General features: G+C 68.9%; 19 protein-coding genes. 11 read left to right on the plus strand and 8 right to left on the minus strand.

Going from position 1 to position 17746, the window contains the following annotated elements; all coding sequences use genetic code 11:
- The 5 genes from AB0J64_RS40565 to AB0J64_RS40585 all read left to right on the plus strand — a co-directional run.
- The coding region (locus AB0J64_RS40565) for an RDD family protein (RefSeq protein WP_364039911.1) at positions 1-1139 on the plus strand (1139 nt) is incomplete at its 5' end.
- Positions 1140-1249: 110 nt separating this feature from the next.
- The gene (locus tag AB0J64_RS40570; RefSeq protein ID WP_364039914.1) at positions 1250-1738 is read left to right on the plus strand and encodes an RDD family protein; all 489 of its coding nucleotides are present in this window, start codon (positions 1250-1252) and stop codon (positions 1736-1738) included.
- A gap of 518 nt (positions 1739-2256) precedes the next feature.
- Positions 2257-2589 (plus strand): Lsr2 family protein, encoded by a 333-nt coding sequence (locus AB0J64_RS40575; RefSeq protein WP_345000635.1) that lies wholly within the window; start codon positions 2257-2259, stop codon positions 2587-2589.
- A gap of 1091 nt (positions 2590-3680) precedes the next feature.
- The gene (locus tag AB0J64_RS40580) at positions 3681-6182 is read left to right on the plus strand and encodes an ATP-dependent Clp protease ATP-binding subunit (protein WP_364039917.1); all 2502 of its coding nucleotides are present in this window, start codon (positions 3681-3683) and stop codon (positions 6180-6182) included.
- 514 nt (positions 6183-6696) lie between these two features.
- Positions 6697-7635 carry a TIM barrel protein gene (locus tag AB0J64_RS40585; RefSeq protein ID WP_364039920.1) on the plus strand — a complete coding sequence of 313 codons (939 nt, stop codon included), beginning with the start codon at positions 6697-6699 and terminating at the stop codon, positions 7633-7635.
- A 2-nt stretch (positions 7636-7637) separates the two neighbouring features.
- Here the strand turns inward: AB0J64_RS40585 and AB0J64_RS40590 are convergent, their stop codons facing one another.
- On the minus strand, positions 7638-8102 hold the full coding sequence (locus AB0J64_RS40590; RefSeq protein WP_364039923.1) for a MarR family winged helix-turn-helix transcriptional regulator: 465 nt from the start codon (positions 8100-8102) through the stop codon (positions 7638-7640).
- A 114-nt stretch (positions 8103-8216) separates the two neighbouring features.
- Here AB0J64_RS40590 and AB0J64_RS40595 point away from each other — a divergent pair, with 114 nt between their 5' ends.
- Positions 8217-8540 (plus strand): cupin, encoded by a 324-nt coding sequence (locus AB0J64_RS40595; protein ID WP_364039926.1) that lies wholly within the window; start codon positions 8217-8219, stop codon positions 8538-8540.
- 12 nt (positions 8541-8552) lie between these two features.
- The gene (locus AB0J64_RS40600; RefSeq protein ID WP_364039929.1) at positions 8553-8969 is read left to right on the plus strand and encodes a cupin domain-containing protein; all 417 of its coding nucleotides are present in this window, start codon (positions 8553-8555) and stop codon (positions 8967-8969) included.
- Here the strand turns inward: AB0J64_RS40600 and AB0J64_RS40605 are convergent.
- Entirely contained in the window at positions 8962-9837 is an 876-nt protein-coding gene (locus AB0J64_RS40605) for an A/G-specific adenine glycosylase (protein WP_364039932.1), read from the minus strand. The two genes, AB0J64_RS40600 and AB0J64_RS40605, sit on opposite strands and share 8 nt — an antisense overlap.
- Before the next feature lie 78 nt (positions 9838-9915).
- Here AB0J64_RS40605 and AB0J64_RS40610 point away from each other — a divergent pair, with 78 nt between their 5' ends.
- Positions 9916-10605, plus strand: coding sequence for a hypothetical protein (locus AB0J64_RS40610; RefSeq protein WP_364039935.1), 690 nt, complete (start codon positions 9916-9918; stop codon positions 10603-10605).
- Positions 10606-10631: 26 nt separating this feature from the next.
- On the opposite strand, the gene AB0J64_RS40615 is transcribed toward AB0J64_RS40610, so the two are convergent.
- From AB0J64_RS40615 to AB0J64_RS40640, 6 genes are all read right to left on the minus strand, one after another.
- Positions 10632-11207 carry a dihydrofolate reductase family protein gene (locus AB0J64_RS40615; protein WP_364039938.1) on the minus strand — a complete coding sequence of 192 codons (576 nt, stop codon included), beginning with the start codon at positions 11205-11207 and terminating at the stop codon, positions 10632-10634.
- 78 nt (positions 11208-11285) lie between these two features.
- Entirely contained in the window at positions 11286-12362 is a 1077-nt protein-coding gene (disA, locus tag AB0J64_RS40620) for a DNA integrity scanning diadenylate cyclase DisA (RefSeq protein ID WP_364039941.1), read from the minus strand.
- Positions 12363-12402: 40 nt separating this feature from the next.
- On the minus strand, positions 12403-13809 hold the full coding sequence (radA, locus tag AB0J64_RS40625) for a DNA repair protein RadA (RefSeq protein WP_364039944.1): 1407 nt from the start codon (positions 13807-13809) through the stop codon (positions 12403-12405).
- Between the two features lie 50 nt (positions 13810-13859).
- Complete coding sequence (gene trxA / locus AB0J64_RS40630) at positions 13860-14165, minus strand: thioredoxin (RefSeq protein ID WP_364039947.1); 306 nt, start codon at positions 14163-14165, stop codon at positions 13860-13862.
- A 2-nt stretch (positions 14166-14167) separates the two neighbouring features.
- Entirely contained in the window at positions 14168-14536 is a 369-nt protein-coding gene (locus AB0J64_RS40635; RefSeq protein WP_364039950.1) for a MerR family transcriptional regulator, read from the minus strand.
- Positions 14537-14691: 155 nt separating this feature from the next.
- A complete protein-coding gene (locus AB0J64_RS40640; RefSeq protein ID WP_364039953.1) occupies positions 14692-15390 on the minus strand; it encodes a class I SAM-dependent methyltransferase in 699 nt (232 codons plus the stop codon).
- 96 nt (positions 15391-15486) lie between these two features.
- On the opposite strand from AB0J64_RS40640, the gene AB0J64_RS40645 reads away from it, so the two are divergent.
- The 3 genes from AB0J64_RS40645 to AB0J64_RS40655 are packed head-to-tail and all read left to right on the plus strand — an operon-like array spanning position 15487 to position 17641.
- Positions 15487-16296 (plus strand): sugar phosphate isomerase/epimerase, encoded by an 810-nt coding sequence (locus tag AB0J64_RS40645; RefSeq protein ID WP_364039956.1) that lies wholly within the window; start codon positions 15487-15489, stop codon positions 16294-16296.
- A gap of 2 nt (positions 16297-16298) precedes the next feature.
- Positions 16299-17063, plus strand: a complete 765-nt coding sequence (locus tag AB0J64_RS40650; RefSeq protein ID WP_364039959.1) for a class I SAM-dependent methyltransferase — start codon at positions 16299-16301, stop codon at positions 17061-17063.
- Complete coding sequence (locus AB0J64_RS40655; RefSeq protein ID WP_364039962.1) at positions 17060-17641, plus strand: TetR family transcriptional regulator; 582 nt, start codon at positions 17060-17062, stop codon at positions 17639-17641. Before AB0J64_RS40650 ends, AB0J64_RS40655 begins: the two co-directional genes overlap by 4 nt.
- Positions 17642-17746 lie beyond the last annotated feature (105 nt).

Raw genomic sequence — 17746 nt, forward strand, 5'->3', positions numbered from 1 at the left:
ACGGCCAGCAGCCTCCCTCGGGCCAGCAGGGTTACGGCCAGCAGCCCCAGTCGGACTACGGGCAGCAGCAGCAGTACGGGCAGCAGCCCCAATACGGCCAGCAGGCCCAGTCGGGCCAGCAGGGCTATGGCCAGCAGCCGCAGTACGGGCAGCAGCCGCAGTCCCAGCCCGGTTACGGCCAGCAGGGCTACGGTCAGCAGGCCCAGTCGCAGCCCGGCTACGGCCAGCAGCCTCCCTCGGGCCAGCAGGGTTACGGCCAGCAGCCCCAGTCGGACTACGGGCAGCAGCAGTATGGCCAGCAGCAGCAGTCGCAGCCGGACTACGGTCAGCAGTACGGTCAGCAGCAGCAGTCGCAGCCGGACTACGGACAGCAGGGCTACGGCCAGCAGCAGCAGTCCCAGCCGGACTATGGCCAGCAGGGCTACGGCCAGCAGCCCCAGTACGGCCAGCAGCAGCAGTCCCAGCCGGGCTACGGCCAGCAGGGTTACTCCCAGCCCGGATACGGCCAGCAGTACGGCGACCAGCAGTACGGGCAGCCCGGCTACGGGCAGTCGCAGCAGTACGGCCAGCCGGGCTACGGACAGGCCTACGGCCAGCCGGGGCCCGTGGGCGTGCAGCCGCCCGGCGCGCCGGCCCCGCTGGCGGAGTGGTGGCAGCGTCTGGTGGCGAGGATCATCGACTTCGTCATCCTCTTCGTCGTGAACGTCGTCATCGGCTTGATCCTGGTGGCGGCGTTGGCGGTCAGTTACTCCTCGCTCGACGGCTCCAGCAGCGGCTTCCTCTCGGGCGGTGCCGTGAGCGCGATCACGGGGCTCGTCGTGACCGCGCTGTGGATCGCCTATGACTTCTTCCTGCTGAAGATGAACGGCCAGACCGTCGGCAAGATGGTCATGGGCATCAAGGTCGTCCCCGTCGGCCAGGGCATGCCCCCGAAGGGCCTGCCGACCGACGTCGCGCTCAAGCGTGCCGCGGTGACGTGGGGTGGCTGGGCATTCAACATCCTCCCGCTGGGCTTCATAAGCTCGTTGCTCGGCTACATCGCCGTGGGGCTCAACGGTGCCTCGCAGCTCTGGGACAAGCCGCTGCAGCAGTCGTTCGCCGACAAGGTGGCGAAGACGGTAGTGGTGAAGATCAAGTAGTTCACGCACCAGGTAAAAGCAGGGGCCGGCTTCGTGCCGGCCCCTGTTTTATGTGTGGAGGGCGTACCAAAATGGGGGGCCTGGGCCGCTGATGACGCGAGGTGGGGGTTATGGCCGGGTCGCCGTCGTGGGCGGACGCGCTGCCCGCGGAATGGTGGGAACGGCTCGCCGCCCGGGCGATTGAAGCGCTCGTCTTCGGAGTGTTCTATTACATTCTGTTCATCGCGCTCTGGGGCATCTTCCGAACTGTCGGCATGCTGGAGGTGTTCGACGGCCGGCTGCCGGGTGTGTTCGCGTGGTTGGCCGCAGGACTGGGTTATGCGGGCTACGACTGGCAGGCCCATTCCAGGCGCGGCAGGACGTTCGGCAAGGCGATCATGAAGATTCGCCTGGCGCCGGACGACGTTCCGTCCGGGGCGCTGCTCAAACGGTCCCTGGTCTATCCGGGGCCTGTCATGCTGATGGGCATTCCCGTGGTCAATCTGCTCGCCGGAATGCTCCTGTTCTGCGTGGGCTTGCTGATCCTGATCGACAAGCCCCTGGAGCGGGGGCCGCACGACAGGCTGGCCGGAACGCGCGTCGTAAAAGATCTTCGCTGAGCCATCCGCAGCCAGGCAGGATGCCAATTCTGAAGATTTTCCCTTGATCCGGTAAGGACTCTGGAGAGACTGGCATTAGGCTATGGGGCGTCCGGGTTGCCGGATGTTGGCGCCCCACGACCCGTAGGGCATCTCTGCGCCGCTATGGTCGTGTCTGGGTGGTAGTCACCTTGTGCGGCACGAGGAGCACCGTCGCTCCGCCTGGTCGCGCTCCCATCCGCATAATGCGCCCCCGAAACCCTGCCAGCCGTGGAGGCGAGGACGAATGGAAGCCCTTACAGACGTATTGTCAGCGCTCATCCCCCCGGTCGTGGTGGGTGGCGCCTTCATCTTTGGCGTAGTGAAGTTGGTCCGATCCGAGGCCCTCGGAGGCCGCCGAAACCGTGAGGATCAGGCCGAGGGGCCAGAACTGAGCGGCCAGTCAGCGGAATCCCCGCAGCGCTGAATTGTCTCCGCGCCTTTCCGGGTATATGTTTGGGCAGGCGAATGAAACAATGCTCCGCGAAAGGATTGCGTAGATGGCCAAGCAGATCCAGGAGATTCTCATCGATGACCTCGATGGGGGCGAGGCCAATGAGACGGTCAGCTTCGCTATTGACGGCTCGTCCTATGAGATTGACCTCAGCGACCTTAACGCGAAGAAGCTGAGGGACGCGCTCACGCCTTTCGTGCAGCACGCGCGCAGGGCAGGCGCCGTCTCCGCGCGTCGCCGCGGTCGCGGCGGCAGCAGGGCGATGAGCCGCGAGAAGAGCTCCGAGATCCGGCAGTGGGCCAAGGCTCACGGCCTGCCGGTCAGCGAGCGCGGCCGGATCGCCTCCACGGTCGTCGAGAAGTACGAGGCGGCTCACTGAGCGAGCCGACTATCGACCATGCGCTTATGCCGTTCGCCTAGGACCCCGGCGGCCGCCATAAGCGCATGATCGTATCTGGAGCCGGTTCTCGAATGCCGCGCGCCCAGATGGCGATCTTCCCCTTGCGCATATGCGGGCGTTTTGGTCGGGTGCTTGGGTCCATGTCCGGCACCGTTTCACCGGCCGGCGCCCGCATATGTGGTTACGCCCCGTGCTGCGCCCGGAAAGCCGGTGGGGCGGTCATACCCCATTCAACGTACGTTCGCGTCCGGACGTCAGGAGTGAGTGCCACGCTCATGGAACGCGCCATCCCCGTAAATCACGGCCACCTATAGCTGAAGGCGATCTCCGGCCCCCCGCCGCGCCTATAGTGGTGATCTCTCCGAACGTAAACCTGGCGCCGCTACCGTAAGTAAACCCGCCGCCGGGCGGATGGACGCCGCCGGGCAATACCGGCGGACCGCCGGCTCCCCGGTGCCGGGTAAAAACCGCTAACCCGAGCAGGGCTCGCACAAAGCTCGTTCCCCGGCATGTTCGCACAATGCCCGCCCATCTCGAGTGCAGAGAAGTGCTGCGAATGCGGCGTCTCGGGGCAGGAGTGGTCTCATGATGCGAGATGAGCCCGGTAACCGGCCTGACCAGATGGCAAGATTCTCTTGGCGTTGCGGCCCGTGCCGCGTTGTGCTCACGGCGTAGCGCGACCGTTTGGACGGGGGCCCCTCCCGTACATAGGATGATTACGCAACGATACGGACGCGGCATCTGAGATGTGCGGGCGAAGGGGCGGTCCCCAACGCCTACTCCGCCCCGGCGCGTCCGATGGCCGATCCGTGTGGATCCGCATGCGTCGTGAGGGGCAATTTTCTGGCGCTTCGGTGAAGCGTCTTAAACATCGTTCGCTTGCGGCGTATCGGGAACACGTCACCCCCGAACAGTAGTTGGATGGAGGGTGAACGCCCTGCTCTCGGGGAACGTCTCTGCTATAGAGCGTGTCAGTGGCAGTGGGCACGGTTCGCCGAGCCAGGGCTAGCATGCGGGATGACGGGACCGGATTTACCGGCCTGACTGACCGCTCTGTGAGGAGCGACGAGATGTTCGAGAGGTTCACCGACCGAGCGAGGCGTGTTGTCGTCTTGGCCCAAGAAGAGGCCAGGATGCTCAACCACAACTACATCGGCACTGAGCACATTCTTCTTGGCTTGATCCATGAAGGTGAGGGCGTGGCCGCCAAGGCTCTGGAGAGCCTCGGCATCAGCCTTGAGGGTGTGCGTCAGCAGGTCGAGGAGATCATCGGCCAGGGCCAGTCGGCTCCGTCGGGGCACATTCCGTTCACCCCGCGGGCCAAGAAGGTCCTCGAGCTGTCGCTCCGTGAGGCTTTGCAGCTGGGCCACAACTACATCGGCACCGAGCACATCCTGCTCGGGCTCATCCGTGAGGGTGAGGGTGTGGCCGCCCAGGTGCTGGTCAAGCTTGGAGCTGATCTCAACCGTGTCAGGCAGCAGGTCATCCAGTTGCTCCACGGTTACCAGGGCAAGGAGCCGGCCGCGGCGGGCGGTCCGCAGGAGTCGGCCCCCTCTACTTCCCTGGTGCTCGACCAGTTCGGCCGCAACCTGACCCAGGCGGCCCGCGAGGGCAAGCTGGACCCGGTCATCGGCCGCGAGAAGGAGATCGAGCGGGTCATGCAGGTCCTCTCCAGGAGGACCAAGAACAACCCGGTTCTCATCGGCGAGCCCGGCGTCGGCAAGACCGCCGTCGTCGAGGGCCTGTCGCAGAAGATCGTCAGGGGCGAGGTGCCCGAGACGCTGAAGGACAAGCAGCTCTACACGCTTGACCTCGGCGCCCTGGTCGCCGGCTCCCGCTACCGCGGCGACTTCGAGGAGCGCCTGAAGAAGGTGCTCAAGGAGATCCGCACGCGCGGTGACATCATCCTGTTCATCGACGAGCTGCACACGCTCGTGGGCGCGGGCGCCGCCGAGGGCGCGATCGACGCGGCCAGCATTCTCAAGCCGATGCTGGCGCGCGGCGAGCTGCAGACGATCGGTGCGACCACGCTCGACGAATACCGCAAGTACCTCGAGAAGGACGCCGCGCTGGAGCGCCGCTTCCAGCCGATCCAGGTGGCCGAGCCCTCGCTCAGCCACACGATCGAGATCCTCAAGGGTCTGCGCGACCGCTACGAGGCGCACCACCGCGTGTCCATCACCGACGACGCGCTGGTGGCCGCCGCGCAGCTGGCCGACCGCTACATCAGCGACCGCTATCTTCCCGACAAGGCGATCGACCTCATCGACGAGGCCGGCTCCCGGATGCGCATCCGCAGGATGACCGCTCCGCCGGACCTGCGCGAATACGACGAGAAGATCGCCAACGTCCGCCGCGACAAGGAGTCCGCGATCGACGCGCAGGACTTCGAGAAGGCCGCTGCCCTCCGCGACCAGGAGAAGCAGCTCCAGCTCAAGCGCGAGCGGCGGGAGAAGGAGTGGAAGGCCGGCGACATGGACGTCGTGGCCGAGGTCACCCAGGAGCTCATCGCCGAGGTCCTGGCGACCGCCACCGGCATCCCGGTCTTCAAGCTGACCGAGGAGGAGTCGCAGCGCCTGCTCCGCATGGAGGACGAGCTCCACAAGCGGATCATCGGCCAGGACGACGCCATCAAGGGCCTGTCGCGGTCCATCCGGCGCACCCGCGCCGGCCTGAAGGACCCGCGCCGTCCCGGTGGCTCGTTCATCTTCGCGGGTCCCTCCGGTGTCGGTAAGACCGAGCTGTCCAAGGCCCTGGCGGAGTTCCTCTTCGGCGACGAAGACGCTCTGATCAGCCTGGACATGTCGGAGTTCATGGAGAAGCACACCGTCTCCAGGCTGTTCGGCTCGCCTCCCGGCTACGTCGGCTACGAGGAGGGCGGTCAGCTCACCGAGAAGGTGCGGCGCAAGCCGTTCTCCGTGGTCCTCTTCGACGAGATCGAGAAGGCCCACCCCGACATCTTCAACTCGCTGCTGCAGATCCTGGAGGACGGTCGTCTGACCGACGCCCAGGGCCGCGTGGTCGACTTCAAGAACACGGTCATCATCATGACCACCAACCTCGGCACCCGTGACATCTCCAAGGGCATCGGGGTCGGGTTCGCGAAGTCCAACGACACCGAGTCCAACTACGAGCGGATGAAGGCCAAGGTGCAGGAGGAGCTCAAGCAGCACTTCCGGCCCGAGTTCCTCAACCGTGTCGACGACATCGTGGTCTTCCACCAGCTGACGCCGGCCGAGATCATCAAGATCGTGGATCTGATGCTCGCCCAGGTGGACGCCAGGCTGAAGGACCGCGACATGGGGCTCGAGGTCTCGCCGGAGGCCAAGCAGCTGCTGGCCGACAGGGGCTACGACCCGGTCATGGGCGCCCGTCCGCTGCGCCGTACGATCCAGCGCGAGCTCGAGGACTCGCTGTCGGAGAAGATCCTGTACGGCGAGCTCCGGCCGGGCCAGGTCGTCAAGGTGACGACCGAGGGTGAGGGCGACAACGCCAAGTTCATCTTCAAGGGCGAGTCCGCCTCGAAGGTCCCGGACTCGGCCGCGGCCATCGCCGCACCGATCCAGCACTGACGGATCCCGCGAAGCCCCCGTGTGAGATGCCTCACACGGGGGCTTTCGTATGCTCGCCGAGACGCCAGGCCCTTTCCCCCTCCCGTGAGCGCGGCGGCCCTGCCCGGCGGCCTCCAGGAGCCCCGGCCTGCTCGGTGATGGGCGTTTGCCCAGGCGGGGACTTCGGGAGAGGCCGGCCTGGCCGGTGATATCCGTCCGCCGTAGTGGGCATGGCGACGTAACGGGGAGAGCCTGCTCGGGCGGCGGCTCACGCACTCCGGCCGTTGCGTAATTGTTGGGGTACCGGATGTACCGCCACCACCACGAGTAGTACTACACTGCGTAGAGCTTCGCCAAGTCTCATCCAAGCGACTCACAAGAGCGCGTTCCTAGGCTGAGGCCTGCTCCCCGGGGAGTAGTGCGGAATCAACTCAGGGCGGACGCGCGACCCACCATCGAGCAGGCATGCTCGCAAGGGCCGGCACGTCCCGAGGGCGGACGACGGAACATCAAGAGCAAGCCGTGGAGGAAACCGATGCGCCTACGTCACGATGACGGAACGCTCGTTCACCTCGCCTACAACGCAGGCGTCCACCCCGCTGAGGACCTGGAGAACCTGATCGCGCACCTGACCCGTTACGCGGTCCCGGTGCGCAAGCGGTTGGGCGTGGAGCGCATGGGCATCGGGCTGTGGCTCTCGCCCACCGTCGCCGACCACCTGACGGCCGACCGCATCGAGCTCGTACGGCTGCGCCGCTCCCTGGAGGAGCGCGGCCTGGAGGTCGTGAGCCTCAACGGCACCGGAGGCCGCAACCAGGAGGTCCCCGGCCCCGACTGGGCCAAGCCCGAGCGCTACCGCTACACCATGGCCCTGGCCAAGATCCTGGCGTTCCTGCTGCCGGAGGATGTGCGGTTCGGGAGCATCTCGACGATCCCGATCGGGTGGCGCCGCGACTGGCCGGCCGACCTGCACACGATCGCGACCCGCCGCCTCGAGCGCCTGGCGCGCGAGCTGCGCGGCATCTACAGCGTGACCGGCAAGACGATCAGGGTCGGGTTCGAGCCGTGGCCCGGATGCGTGCTGGAGACCACCGAGCAGGCGCTCGAGCGCGTGTGCGGCATCGACTCCGAGCACCTGGGCGTCTGTCTGGACGCCTGTCACCTCGCCTGCGGCGCCGAGGAGTGCGGTACGGCGCTGAAGGGGCTGGCCGCGGCCGGCGCGCCGGTGGTCAAGCTGGGGCACGTGCACAACCACACGGGGGAGACGCCGAACACGGGGGCGGTGCTCCACGACACGCTCACGGCGATGCTGTCGGGGGCGGTCAGCGGGAGCGCGCACATCGAGGTCGAGACGCACAACCTGACCGTGCCCGGGCGCGCCAAGGGGCCGGGGGCGCTGGTGTCGCTGCTGGCCGACGAGCTGGACTGGGCCCGTACGAACCTCACCAGCCTGGGCCTTCAACTGGCCGCCTGACCTCAGAGCGTCCCGAACCAGCCGGGGATGTCGAGGCGCCAGAGGTTGGCCGGCGTCATCCTGCGCAGATCGGACTCCAGGGCCAGCAGGCGCTCCTCTCCGAGCTCCTCGGCCCAGCGGGCGCGCAGGGTGTCGAAGATGCGGGCCGAGCGGTTCAGGGCATCCATCCCGTACGGAGTGAGCCGGACGATCTTGCGTCTGGTGTCGTGCGGGTCGGAGGTCCTCTCCACGTAGCCCACGCGTTCCAGGGTCTCGATGGTCTTGCCCGCGGCCTGTTTGGAGACCCCGAGGATACGCCCCAGCTCGACGGCCGTGGAGCCGCCCCGGCCGATCGCCTGCATGACGAACCCATGCATGGGGCGCATGTCCGGATGCCCCTGCCGGGCAAGCTCGGCATGGAGTTCGTCGATCAACATCCTGAACGCGAGCAGCAGACGGAGCGGTAGTTCGAAGCCTTCGCTTGACATGATGGACAACCTGATTGACTATATGGACAACGTAGTTGCCTATTTTAGGGGGTTCAGGGAGTGACTGTCGTACGTTCGGCGGAAGCGCGGCGATCGGAGACTCCTGGCGGGGTCATGACGACGTTCGCCTCGCCGACGCAGGGAGGGGCCTCGCGGTCGTTGTGGCGGGTCGACGCCCGGCCGGGCGCCGAGGGGCCGGTGCACGATTTCGACAGCGAGCAGGTGTGGAGCTGGGTGGCCGGGGCGGCGACCGTGGAGCTGGGCGGTGACACGTTCAGCGTGGCCGCGGGCGACACCGTCGTCATGCCCGCCCGTACGGTGCGGCGGGTCCTCGCCGACCCCGCCGCCGGTTACACCGCCATCGTCACGGCACCGGCCGGTGCACGGGCCATGACCGCCGACGGGGCCGACTACGGCGTCCCGCCGTGGATCGCGTGAAAGGAGATCCTGATGTCTGTTGTTCTGTCCGGTGATTCCCGTAAGACCGAGACGCCCAACGGTGTCATGACCACACTCGCCTCCCCGACCCAGGGCGGGGCGGGACAGGCGATGTGGCGGGTGGACGCCAGGCCCGGCATGGTGGGGCCGGTGCACGCGTTCGACGCCGAGCTGGTGTGGACCTGGCTCGACGGGAGCGCCGTCGTCGAACTGGGCGGCGAGCGGGTCGAGGTCGGCGCGGGTGACACCATGGTGCTGCCCGCGAACGTGAGCAGGCAGATGTTCGCCGATCCGGTGCGCGGCTTCGTGTCGATCGTGGTGGCGCCTCCCGGGGCCGAGGCCTACAACCCGGACGGGGTCTCCGACCCGGACGCGTGCGACCTCGCGCCCAAGGGCACGGAGCGCACCGTGCCCCCGTGGATCAGGTAGCCGGCAGACGGTACGTGCCGTCGTCCAGGTGCTCGGCCAGGCCGTCGGTGATGAGGCCGTCCAGGGCGCGCTCGCGCTGCACCGCGTCGTCCCACACCACGTCGAGTGCGGCCTTGGGCACCGGGCCGTGGGCCGACCGCAGCACCTCGAGGAGGCGGCCGCGGCACTGGCGGTCGGTGCCCGCGTACGTCTGGCCCTTGCGCGCGGGCCCGGCGTGCGGCGGCTTGCCCGCCAGGCGCCAGGCGCACAGGTGAGTGATCGGGCAGTCGGCGCAGCGCGGGGCGCGGGCCGTGCAGACGAGCGCTCCCAGCTCCATCACGGCCACGCCCCAGCGGGCGGCGCCCAGCTCGGGCAGGAGGGCCTCGGCGAGCCGCCGCTCGGCCGCTGAGGTGGCCGTGGGCGGGTACTCCTCGGCGCGTACGGCCCTGGCGAAGACCCGCCGGACGTTGGTGTCGAGGATGGCGTGGCGGCCGCCGTACGCGAAGCTGGCGACCGCGGCGGCGGTGTACTCGCCGATGCCGGGCAGCGCCAGCAGGGTCGCGTGGTCGGAGGGCACCTCGCCGCTGTGCTCCTCGGTGATGGCCCGCGCGCAGGCGTGCAGCCGGAGCGCCCGGCGCGGGTAGCCGAGGCGGCCCCAGTGGCGTACGGCCTCGCCCGGCTGCTCGGCGGCCAGCGCCTTGGGGGTGGGCCAGCGGGCCATCCACTCGTGCCAGACGGGCAGGACGCGTACGACCGGGGTCTGCTGGAGCATGATCTCGCTCACCAGCACGCCCCACGGGGTCGCGTCGGCGGCACGCCACGGGAGTTCTCGGGCGTTGTCCTCGTACCAGTCCAGAACGGGGGCGTGTAGGAGGTTCGGCTCAACCACGAGGTCAAGCGTATTCGTAGAAGGCCGCCTTCGGCGTGTCGTCACTCTTCGTAGCAGCCATGGAACCATCCTGTGCGTATGGATCCGGATACTATGCGTGGCGACGGCGGTGACGTTTACTGGCGGCGCCGGATGAGCGTCCTGGTGGCGGTCCTCGTCGTGGTGGCCGTCGTGGCATGGGCCTGCTCCAGTGGGGGCAGCGGGCCGGAGCGCGCGTCCAGCGCGCAGACATCACCGAGCGCTACCCCCGTCGTCGATCCGCTGCTGGCGGGGCTCCGTACGCTCGCCATGGGCACGGCCAGCCCGTCGCCGACCCCCACGGGCACCGCTACGGGCACCCCCACGGCCACCTCGGCGGCGCTCCCCAGGCGCCCAGGCGAGCCCTGCGCCCCAGGGGACCTGGTGCTCAGCCTCCAAGGGGGCAAGGAGGAGATCTACTCGGCCGGCGCCCTCCCCACGTTCATGGTGACGCTGGTGAACACCGGCCCCGTGATGTGCACGACCGACGTCGGGCCGCGCGCCATGGAGGTCCGCATCACCTCGGGGGAGGACCGCATCTGGTCCACCGCCGACTGCGTCAGCGGGGTGGGCCCGGAGATCAAGAAACTGCAGCGCGGGGTGCCGTACGTCCGGGCCCTGGAATGGGACCGGCACCGCTCCAGCACCGACTGCCGGGCCACCCCGGCCACCGCGCTGCCGGGGACGTACGTGGCCACGGTGCACATGGGCGAACTCCGCAGCCCCAAGGGCGTCTTCCACCTCCGCTGAGCTCCTGACGGCGGCTGCACGAACCCTTAGGCGCGGTCGTAGCGCATGACCACGACGTTGGAGTCGCAGGTGCGTGACTCGACGAGCCGCAGGTTGAGCCGGTCCTCCCGAGGCAGGAACAGGCGCCTGCCGCCGCCCAGCACGACCGGGTGCACGGCGACGTGGTACTCGTCGATCAGGCCGTGGTCGGTGAGCGTGGCGGCCAGCCGGGAACCTCCGGTCAGAAGCAGGTCCTTGCCCGGCTTCCGCTTGAGCTCGGCGACCTCCTCGGCGACGTTCTCCCTGATGACGGCAGCGGTCCACGCCGTCTCGGCCAGGGTGGTGGAGATGACGATCTTCGGGGTGCTCCGCCAGATCGGCGCGTAGCTCAGGACGTGCGGGTGGTCCGACATCGACTCGGCGGTCGGCCAGAAGCTCACCATGCCCTCCCACACGCCGCGCCCGTACAGCAGGGTGTCGACCCGCTCGGTGAGCGCGTCGGAGTACGCCGAGAGCTCCTCGCCCATCACCGGCCAGTCGAACTCGCCCTGCGGCCCGTCGATGTGCCCGTCGACCGAGGTGTGCACCCAGTAGATGACCTTGCGCATGTCCTGCTCCCTCATGTCAGCTCTTCCGCTTTCATGGAGGGGTCGGAGCGGCGCGCCCGTTCTTCACATCCTCGCCGAGAATTTTTTCGGGACTCAGACGTAGCGCTCGAGGATGGAGGACTCGGCCAGGCGGGACAGGCCCTCGCGGACGCTGCGGGCGCGCGACTCCCCGACCCCGCCCACCGCCTGCAGGTCGTCGATGCTCGCCGCCAGCAGCTTCTGCAGCCCGCCGAAGTGGTTGACCAGGCGGTCGACCACCGTGGCCGGCAGGCGGGGGACCTTGGCCAGGAGGCGGAAGCCTCGGGGGCTGACCAGACTGTCCAGATTGTCGGTGCCGTTGTGGCCCAGGACGTGGGCGACGGTCGAGAGGTCAAGCAGCTCGCTGCCCGACAGCTTGTCCAGGTCATGCATCGCGTCGACCAGGCGCCTCTGGCGGCGGCCGGAGGGGGCCGGGAGGTAGTCGCGGACGACCAGCTCGCGCTCCGAGTCGACGCCGGCCACCAGCTCGTCCAGCTGCAAGGAGAGCAGGCGGCCGTCGGTGCCGAGCTCGACCACGTAGCCCTTGATCTCGTCGGCGATCCTGCGGACCATCTCAAGGCGCTGGGCGACCGCGGACACGTCTCTGACCGTGACCAGGTCCTCGATCTCCAGGGCCGACAGGGTGCCGGAGACCTCGTCCAGGCGGTGTTTGTAGCGCTCGAGGGTGGCCAGGGCCTGGTTGGCCTTGGAGAGGATGACCGCCGACTCCTCCAGGACGTAGCGGATGCCGTCGAGGTAGAGGGCGATGATGCGCATCGACTTGCTGATGGCGATGATCGGCAGGCCCGTCTGCCTGGCCACGCGCTGGGCGGTGCGGTGGCGGGTGCCGGACTCGTCGGTGGGGATGGCCGGGTCGGGCACGAGGTGCACGGCGGCGCGCACGATCTTGTCGTCGTCGCTCAGCACGATGGCGCCGTCCATCTTGGCCAGCTCGCGCAGCCGGGTGGCCGAGAAGTCGACGTCGAGCTCGAAACCGCCGCTGCAGACCTCTTCGACGACCCTGTTGTAGCCGAGCACGATCAACCCGCCGGTCTGCCCGCGCAGGATCCGTTCCAGGCCGTCGCGCAGAGGTGTGCCCGGGGCCACCGCGGCCAGGGCTTCGCGACGGCGGTCGTCCAGACTCCTATCCACATGACCCCCGTGTCGATCGGTCACGCCCAGCTTAGCCGCGCTATGTCACGTGTGTGAGGGCGTCCCAGACGTTCTCTGCCTGCACCACCTCGAACCCGGGTGCGAACGCCACCGGCCCCACCGGCACCAATGACCGCTGCCCGGTGCGCCTGCGGCCGCCTTCTTCGAGGGATCCGGCCGGTACGAGTGCCCGCTTGAAACCCAGTCTGGCCGCCTCCGTCAGCCTCCTGCGTACGTCCTTGACCGGCCGCAACTCGCCCGCCAGGCCCACCTCGCCGAGCGCCACGAGCCCGGGCGGCAGCGGTTTGTCGCCGGCGGCGCTGGCCACGGCCAGCATGACCGACAGGTCCACGGCGGGGTCGGCCAGCTTGATGCCGCCCACGGTGGCGGTGAACACGTCGCAGCCGCCCAGCCGGGCGTTGAGCCGGCGCTCCAGGACGGCGAGGATCATCTGCACGCGGTAGGTGTCGAGGCCCGACGACGTGCGCCTGGGCTGCTGTGCCTCCGTGCGGGCCACCAGGGCCTGGACCTCGGCGGGAAGGGGGCGCGTGCCCTCGACGGTGACGGTGACGCAGGTGCCGGGCACCGGCTCGCTGCGCCGGGAGACGAACAGGCCGCTCGGGTCGGTGATGCCCTCGATGCCCCGCTCGTGCAGGTCGAAGCAGCCGACCTCGTCGGTGGGCCCGAACCGGTTTTTGATCGCACGCACCATGCGCAGCCTGGAGTGGCGGTCGCCCTCGAAGTTGAGCACGACGTCGACCAGGTGCTCCAGGGTGCGCGGGCCCGCGATCGAACCCTCCTTGGTGACGTGACCGACGAGCACCGTGGCCATGTTGCGCTCCTTGGCCAGGCGGACCAGGTTGGCCGCGACCTCGCGGACCTGCGTCACCCCGCCGGGCACGCCGGTGGCCTGCGCGGAGCCGACCGTCTGCACCGAATCCACCACCAGCATGCTGGGCTGGACCTTCTCCACATGGGAGACCAGGGCCGACAGCTCGGTCTCCGCGGCGAGGTAGAGATGGTCGCGGATCGCGTCGATGCGGTCGGCGCGCAGCCGCACCTGGGCCGCCGACTCCTCGCCCGTCACGTAGAGGACCGTCTCGCGCTCGGCGATGCGGGCCGCGGCCTCCAGCAGGAGCGTGGACTTGCCGATGCCGGGCTCGCCGGCCAGCAGCACGACCGCCCCGGGCACCAGACCGCCGCCGAGCACCCGGTCGAGCTCACCGACACCGGTCGTGCGCGCGGCCGCCACCTCGGCCTTGACCTGCCCGATCGGCACGGCAGGCGCGGTGGTGGCGCCGGCCTGGACGACGTTGACGCCGGCGCGCGCCCCCTCCTCGTCGACCGTGCCCCACGCCTGGCACTCGCCGCACCTGCCCACCCATTTCGTGGTGCGCCACCCGCACTCGGCACAGCGGTATCCGGGCTTCTGGGCTGTCTTGGCCATGCGGAGCAGGCTAGCGGTCCGCACCGACAATCCTCGACAGCCGCGAGGGGTTACTCGAGGCCCAGCTCCGCGACGAGCATGCGCTTGGGCTTGGCGCCGACGACCTGCTTGACCGGCTCGCCGTTCTCGAACAGCAGCAGCGTCGGAATGCCCATCACCCCGTAACGGGCCATGATCTCCGGGTTCTCGTCGGTGTTGAGCTTGCCGATGGTCAGCCCGTGCTCCGCCTCGATCTGGTCCAGCACCGGAGCCACCATGCGGCACGGCCCGCACCACTCGGCCCAGAAGTCGACCAGCACCGGCTTGTCGCTCTTGAGCACCTGCTCCTCGAAGTTCTCCGTGGTCAGCGTGATCATGTCTATCCCCTTACGAAGCAACCTGGGCATGACTGCGCGAGCTGGGCGGCCACCTCGGCGCGGCGGGCGAGCAGGACGCGGATCTCCTCGTCGATCTCGTTGAGCTTGCGCTCGTAGACCTCGACCGACTCCGCGCAGGAGCCGCCCGTGCTGTGCCCACGGCGCAGACAGTCGACGAACGGCCGCGTGTCCTCCAGCGTGAACCCCACCTTGATCAGCGCGCGGATCTCGGACACCAGCTTGACGTCGTCCTCGCTGTAGTCGCGGTAGCCGTTGGCCGTGCGGCGGGCTCTGAGCAGCCCGTGCTGCTCGTAGTAGCGGAGCGAGCGGGTGCTCACTCCGGTGCGTTCCGCCAGCTCTCCGATGCGCATGCCTTCACCGTAAACGTTGACACCGACGTCAATGTCAAGGCCGGCGAGGGAGCGCCGTCGTCTGGAGGAGCGGCGGGAGCGTAGCGACCAGAGCGGGGGAAGGCGGCGGCATCAAGGGCGAGCGAGCCCGCCTCCACGGAGTGGAGGCCATGAACTCAGTAGTAGCGCCAGCGCAGGACGTTCGGATAGGCGAGCTCCAGGCCCGGCGTCTCGGCGATGGCCTGCTCGGCCACCTCGGGCGCGAACTCGATGCGCAGCACCGCCTCCAGGTCCGCCCGCCGCTCGAAGGCCATCCTGAGGTCGAGCGGCCGCCGCTGCCACCCCTGGCGGACCCAGAACGACTCGACCTCCTGAGCGGAGTACGTCGGCACCGTACGTGAGAACCAGCGGCCGAACGACCCGCGCGTGGCGTCGAGGTCGAGCACGAAGGCCGCGCCGCCGCGGCGTACCACGCGGGACAGCTCGCGCAGGCCCGGCTCGCAGCCAGGACCGAAGAAGTACGCCCACCGCGCGATGGCCACGTCCACGCTCGCGTCGGGCAGCGGCAGGTCTTGGGCCGCGGCGGCGTGCACGGTCACGTTGGCCAGCGCGGCGCAGCGGCGGCGGGCGAGCAGCGCGAGGTCACCGTGCGGCTCCACCCCGATCACCGTCCCCGCCGTGGCGGAGAGCACGGGCAGGTGGTAGCCGGTGCCGCAGCCGATGTCGAGCACCGTGCCGCCGTCCCAGGGGCGCAGCGCGCGCATCTCCGCGTCGGCCGCGCCTTCGGGATCGACGGCCCGGTTCTCCAGCTCGTAGATCTGGGGCGTGTTCCAGATGTTCGGGCTGGGGATCGCACCCTTCGCTATCCGTGGCATGCCCCAAAGTTAAGACACCCCCTGGACACGGCTCACCAAGCGGCTCACCAAAGGGGCTTTCGCGCCAGATCCGCTTCACCGGCTTAGGCTGGCAGCGTGGCTGATGTCATCCGCGTGCCCAATGCGAAGATCGCATTGTCCACCGCCTCGGTATATCCGGAACGCACTCCTGACGCGTTCGAGCTGGCCGCACGCCTCGGCTACGACGGCGTGGAGATCATGGTGGGCGCTGATCCGGTGAGCCAGGACATCGACGTGATCGAGCGGCTCTCCGAGCATTATCACGTCCCCGTCCTGGCCATTCACGCTCCCTGCCTGCTGGTCACCCAGCGGGTCTGGGGCCGCGACCCCTGGGCCAAGCTGGTCAAGGCGCGCAAGGCGGCCGAACGCCTGGGCGCCACGACGGTCGTGGTCCATCCGCCGTTCCGCTGGCAGCGTGAGTACGCCAGGGAGTTCGAGACGGGGCTGGCCAGGATGCGTGACGAGACGGATGTCACGTTCGCGGTCGAGAACATGTTCCCGCTCAAGGCCAGAGGCAACGACGTGGTGCCCTACTCGCCCGACTGGAACCCGATCGACTACGACTTCCCCCAGGTCACGCTCGACCTGTCGCACACGGCGGTGTCGGGCTCCGACGCCATGGAGATGGCGACCAAGCTCGGCGACAGGCTGGCGCACGTGCACCTGGCCGACGGCCTCGGCGTGACGAACAAGGACGAGCACCTCGTGCCCGGCAGAGGCAACCAGCCGTGCGCCCCGCTGCTGGAGCGACTGGCCAACACCGGCTATTCGGGACTGGTGGTGCTGGAGGTCAACACGCGCAAGGCGGCCAGCCGCACCGAGCGGATCGACGATCTGGCGGAGGGGCTCGCGTTCGCGCGGCTGCACCTGGCGGCCACCTCATGAACATGGGGCCGATCAAGGACCTGGGCAGGGTGTTCGACCGGGTGGCCGACGCGTACGACGCGGGCAGGCCCTGCTATCCCGACGAGACGTTCCGCGCGCTCGGCGAGCTGTCCGGCGTCGAGCTCGACGGCGCCCTCACGGTGGACGTCGGCGCGGGCACCGGCATCATGACACGCGCTCTCAGGGCGCGCGGCTCCCGCGTCATCGCGGTCGATCCGGGCGCCGAGATGCTCGCCCGCCTGGTCTCACGTTCGGAGAGCGGCCCGCCCGCCGTCGCGGCCGTGCTGGCGGACGGCAACGCGCTCCCGCTGGCCGACGGCGTGGCCGACCTGGTGACGTACGCGCAGTCGTGGCACTGGCTCGACCCGGTGGCGTCGATCGCCGAGGCCAGGCGGGTGCTGCGGCCCGAGGGGGCCATCGCGGGCTGCTGGAACTTCAACCACGCGGCCCAGGCCGAATGGCTGGCCGCCTACGAGGCCCGCCTGGCGGAGGCCGTGCCCGCCTACTACGGTCCCGCGGTCGAGCAGTGGTCGGCGCCCCCCATCGCCTCGGCCTTCGAGGTGATCGAAGAGCGCTGGATCCCCTGGACCCGGCTGGTGGGCATCGAGGACTTCCTGCTCGACCTGCGCTCACACTCCTACATGGCGGCGCTCCCGCCGGAGTACGCGGACGAGCTGGTCGAGCGGCAGCGCGTGGAGCTGCGCCGGGAGTTCCCCGAGGGCATGCTGCCCGTGCCGATGCGGGTCTACCTGGCGGTGGGCCGGTGACGACCAAGCGAGGGCCCGGGCGCAGGCCCGGGTCGGCCGACACGCGGGGCGAGATCCTCACGGCGGCCAGGAAGGTGTTCGCGGAGAAGGGGTTCGACAAGGCCACCGTGCGTGCCATCGCCCGTGAGGCCGAGGTCGATCCCGCCCTCGTGCACCACTACTTCGACACCAAGGAGGGCATGTTCGCGGCGGCCATGCAGCTGCCGATCACTCCTGATCAGGTCATCCCGGCGCTGCTCGAAGGCCCGCGCGAGGAGGTCGGCGAGCGGCTCGTACGCCTCATACTCCAGGTCACCGCCGCGCCGGAGACGCGCGAGCCGATGGTGGCCCTGATCCGCTCGGCCATGACCAACGAGCAGGCGGCCACGATGTTCCGCGAGTTCATCTCCAACGCGCTGCTCTTCCAGGTGGCCGACCGGCTGGACGTGCCGCATCTGCGGATCGAGGCGGCCTTCGCGCAGATGTACGGCGTGATCATGGGCCGCTACGTGATCAAGCTGGAGCCCCTGGCGAGCGCCGGTCACGACGAACTCGTGGAGCTGCTCGCGCCGACCGTCCAGCGGTACTTGACCGGCTAGAGCATTGTTCTGCATACACCGATGACCTTAGGGTATGTCCCGTATTCCGGAAATATTACTCGCGGGTAGGATCGCCGGGAGATGCCGGCGAAGCGGGTGACCGTA

The sequence above is a fragment of the Nonomuraea sp. NPDC049695 genome (assembly GCF_040674955.1).
GTDB classification, from domain to species: domain Bacteria; phylum Actinomycetota; class Actinomycetes; order Streptosporangiales; family Streptosporangiaceae; genus Nonomuraea; species Nonomuraea helvata.

What these genes read in the sequence shown, in the direction of transcription:
- AB0J64_RS40570 (WP_364039914.1), top strand. Translation starts at nt 1,250, where the DNA reads ATGGCCGGGTCGCCGTCGTGGGCGGACGCGCTGCCCGCGGAATGGTGG.
- AB0J64_RS40575 (WP_345000635.1), top strand. Translation starts at nt 2,257, where the DNA reads ATGGCCAAGCAGATCCAGGAGATTCTCATCGATGACCTCGATGGGGGC.
- AB0J64_RS40580 (WP_364039917.1), top strand. Translation starts at nt 3,681, where the DNA reads ATGTTCGAGAGGTTCACCGACCGAGCGAGGCGTGTTGTCGTCTTGGCC.
- AB0J64_RS40585 (WP_364039920.1), top strand. Translation starts at nt 6,697, where the DNA reads ATGCGCCTACGTCACGATGACGGAACGCTCGTTCACCTCGCCTACAAC.
- AB0J64_RS40590 (WP_364039923.1), bottom strand. Translation starts at nt 8,102, where the DNA reads ATGTCAAGCGAAGGCTTCGAACTACCGCTCCGTCTGCTGCTCGCGTTC.
- AB0J64_RS40595 (WP_364039926.1), top strand. Translation starts at nt 8,217, where the DNA reads ATGACGACGTTCGCCTCGCCGACGCAGGGAGGGGCCTCGCGGTCGTTG.
- AB0J64_RS40600 (WP_364039929.1), top strand. Translation starts at nt 8,553, where the DNA reads ATGTCTGTTGTTCTGTCCGGTGATTCCCGTAAGACCGAGACGCCCAAC.
- AB0J64_RS40610 (WP_364039935.1), top strand. Translation starts at nt 9,916, where the DNA reads ATGGATCCGGATACTATGCGTGGCGACGGCGGTGACGTTTACTGGCGG.
- AB0J64_RS40615 (WP_364039938.1), bottom strand. Translation starts at nt 11,207, where the DNA reads ATGAGGGAGCAGGACATGCGCAAGGTCATCTACTGGGTGCACACCTCG.
- radA (WP_364039944.1), bottom strand. Translation starts at nt 13,809, where the DNA reads ATGGCCAAGACAGCCCAGAAGCCCGGATACCGCTGTGCCGAGTGCGGG.
- trxA (WP_364039947.1), bottom strand. Translation starts at nt 14,165, where the DNA reads ATGATCACGCTGACCACGGAGAACTTCGAGGAGCAGGTGCTCAAGAGC.
- AB0J64_RS40635 (WP_364039950.1), bottom strand. Translation starts at nt 14,536, where the DNA reads ATGCGCATCGGAGAGCTGGCGGAACGCACCGGAGTGAGCACCCGCTCG.
- AB0J64_RS40640 (WP_364039953.1), bottom strand. Translation starts at nt 15,390, where the DNA reads ATGCCACGGATAGCGAAGGGTGCGATCCCCAGCCCGAACATCTGGAAC.
- AB0J64_RS40650 (WP_364039959.1), top strand. Translation starts at nt 16,299, where the DNA reads ATGGGGCCGATCAAGGACCTGGGCAGGGTGTTCGACCGGGTGGCCGAC.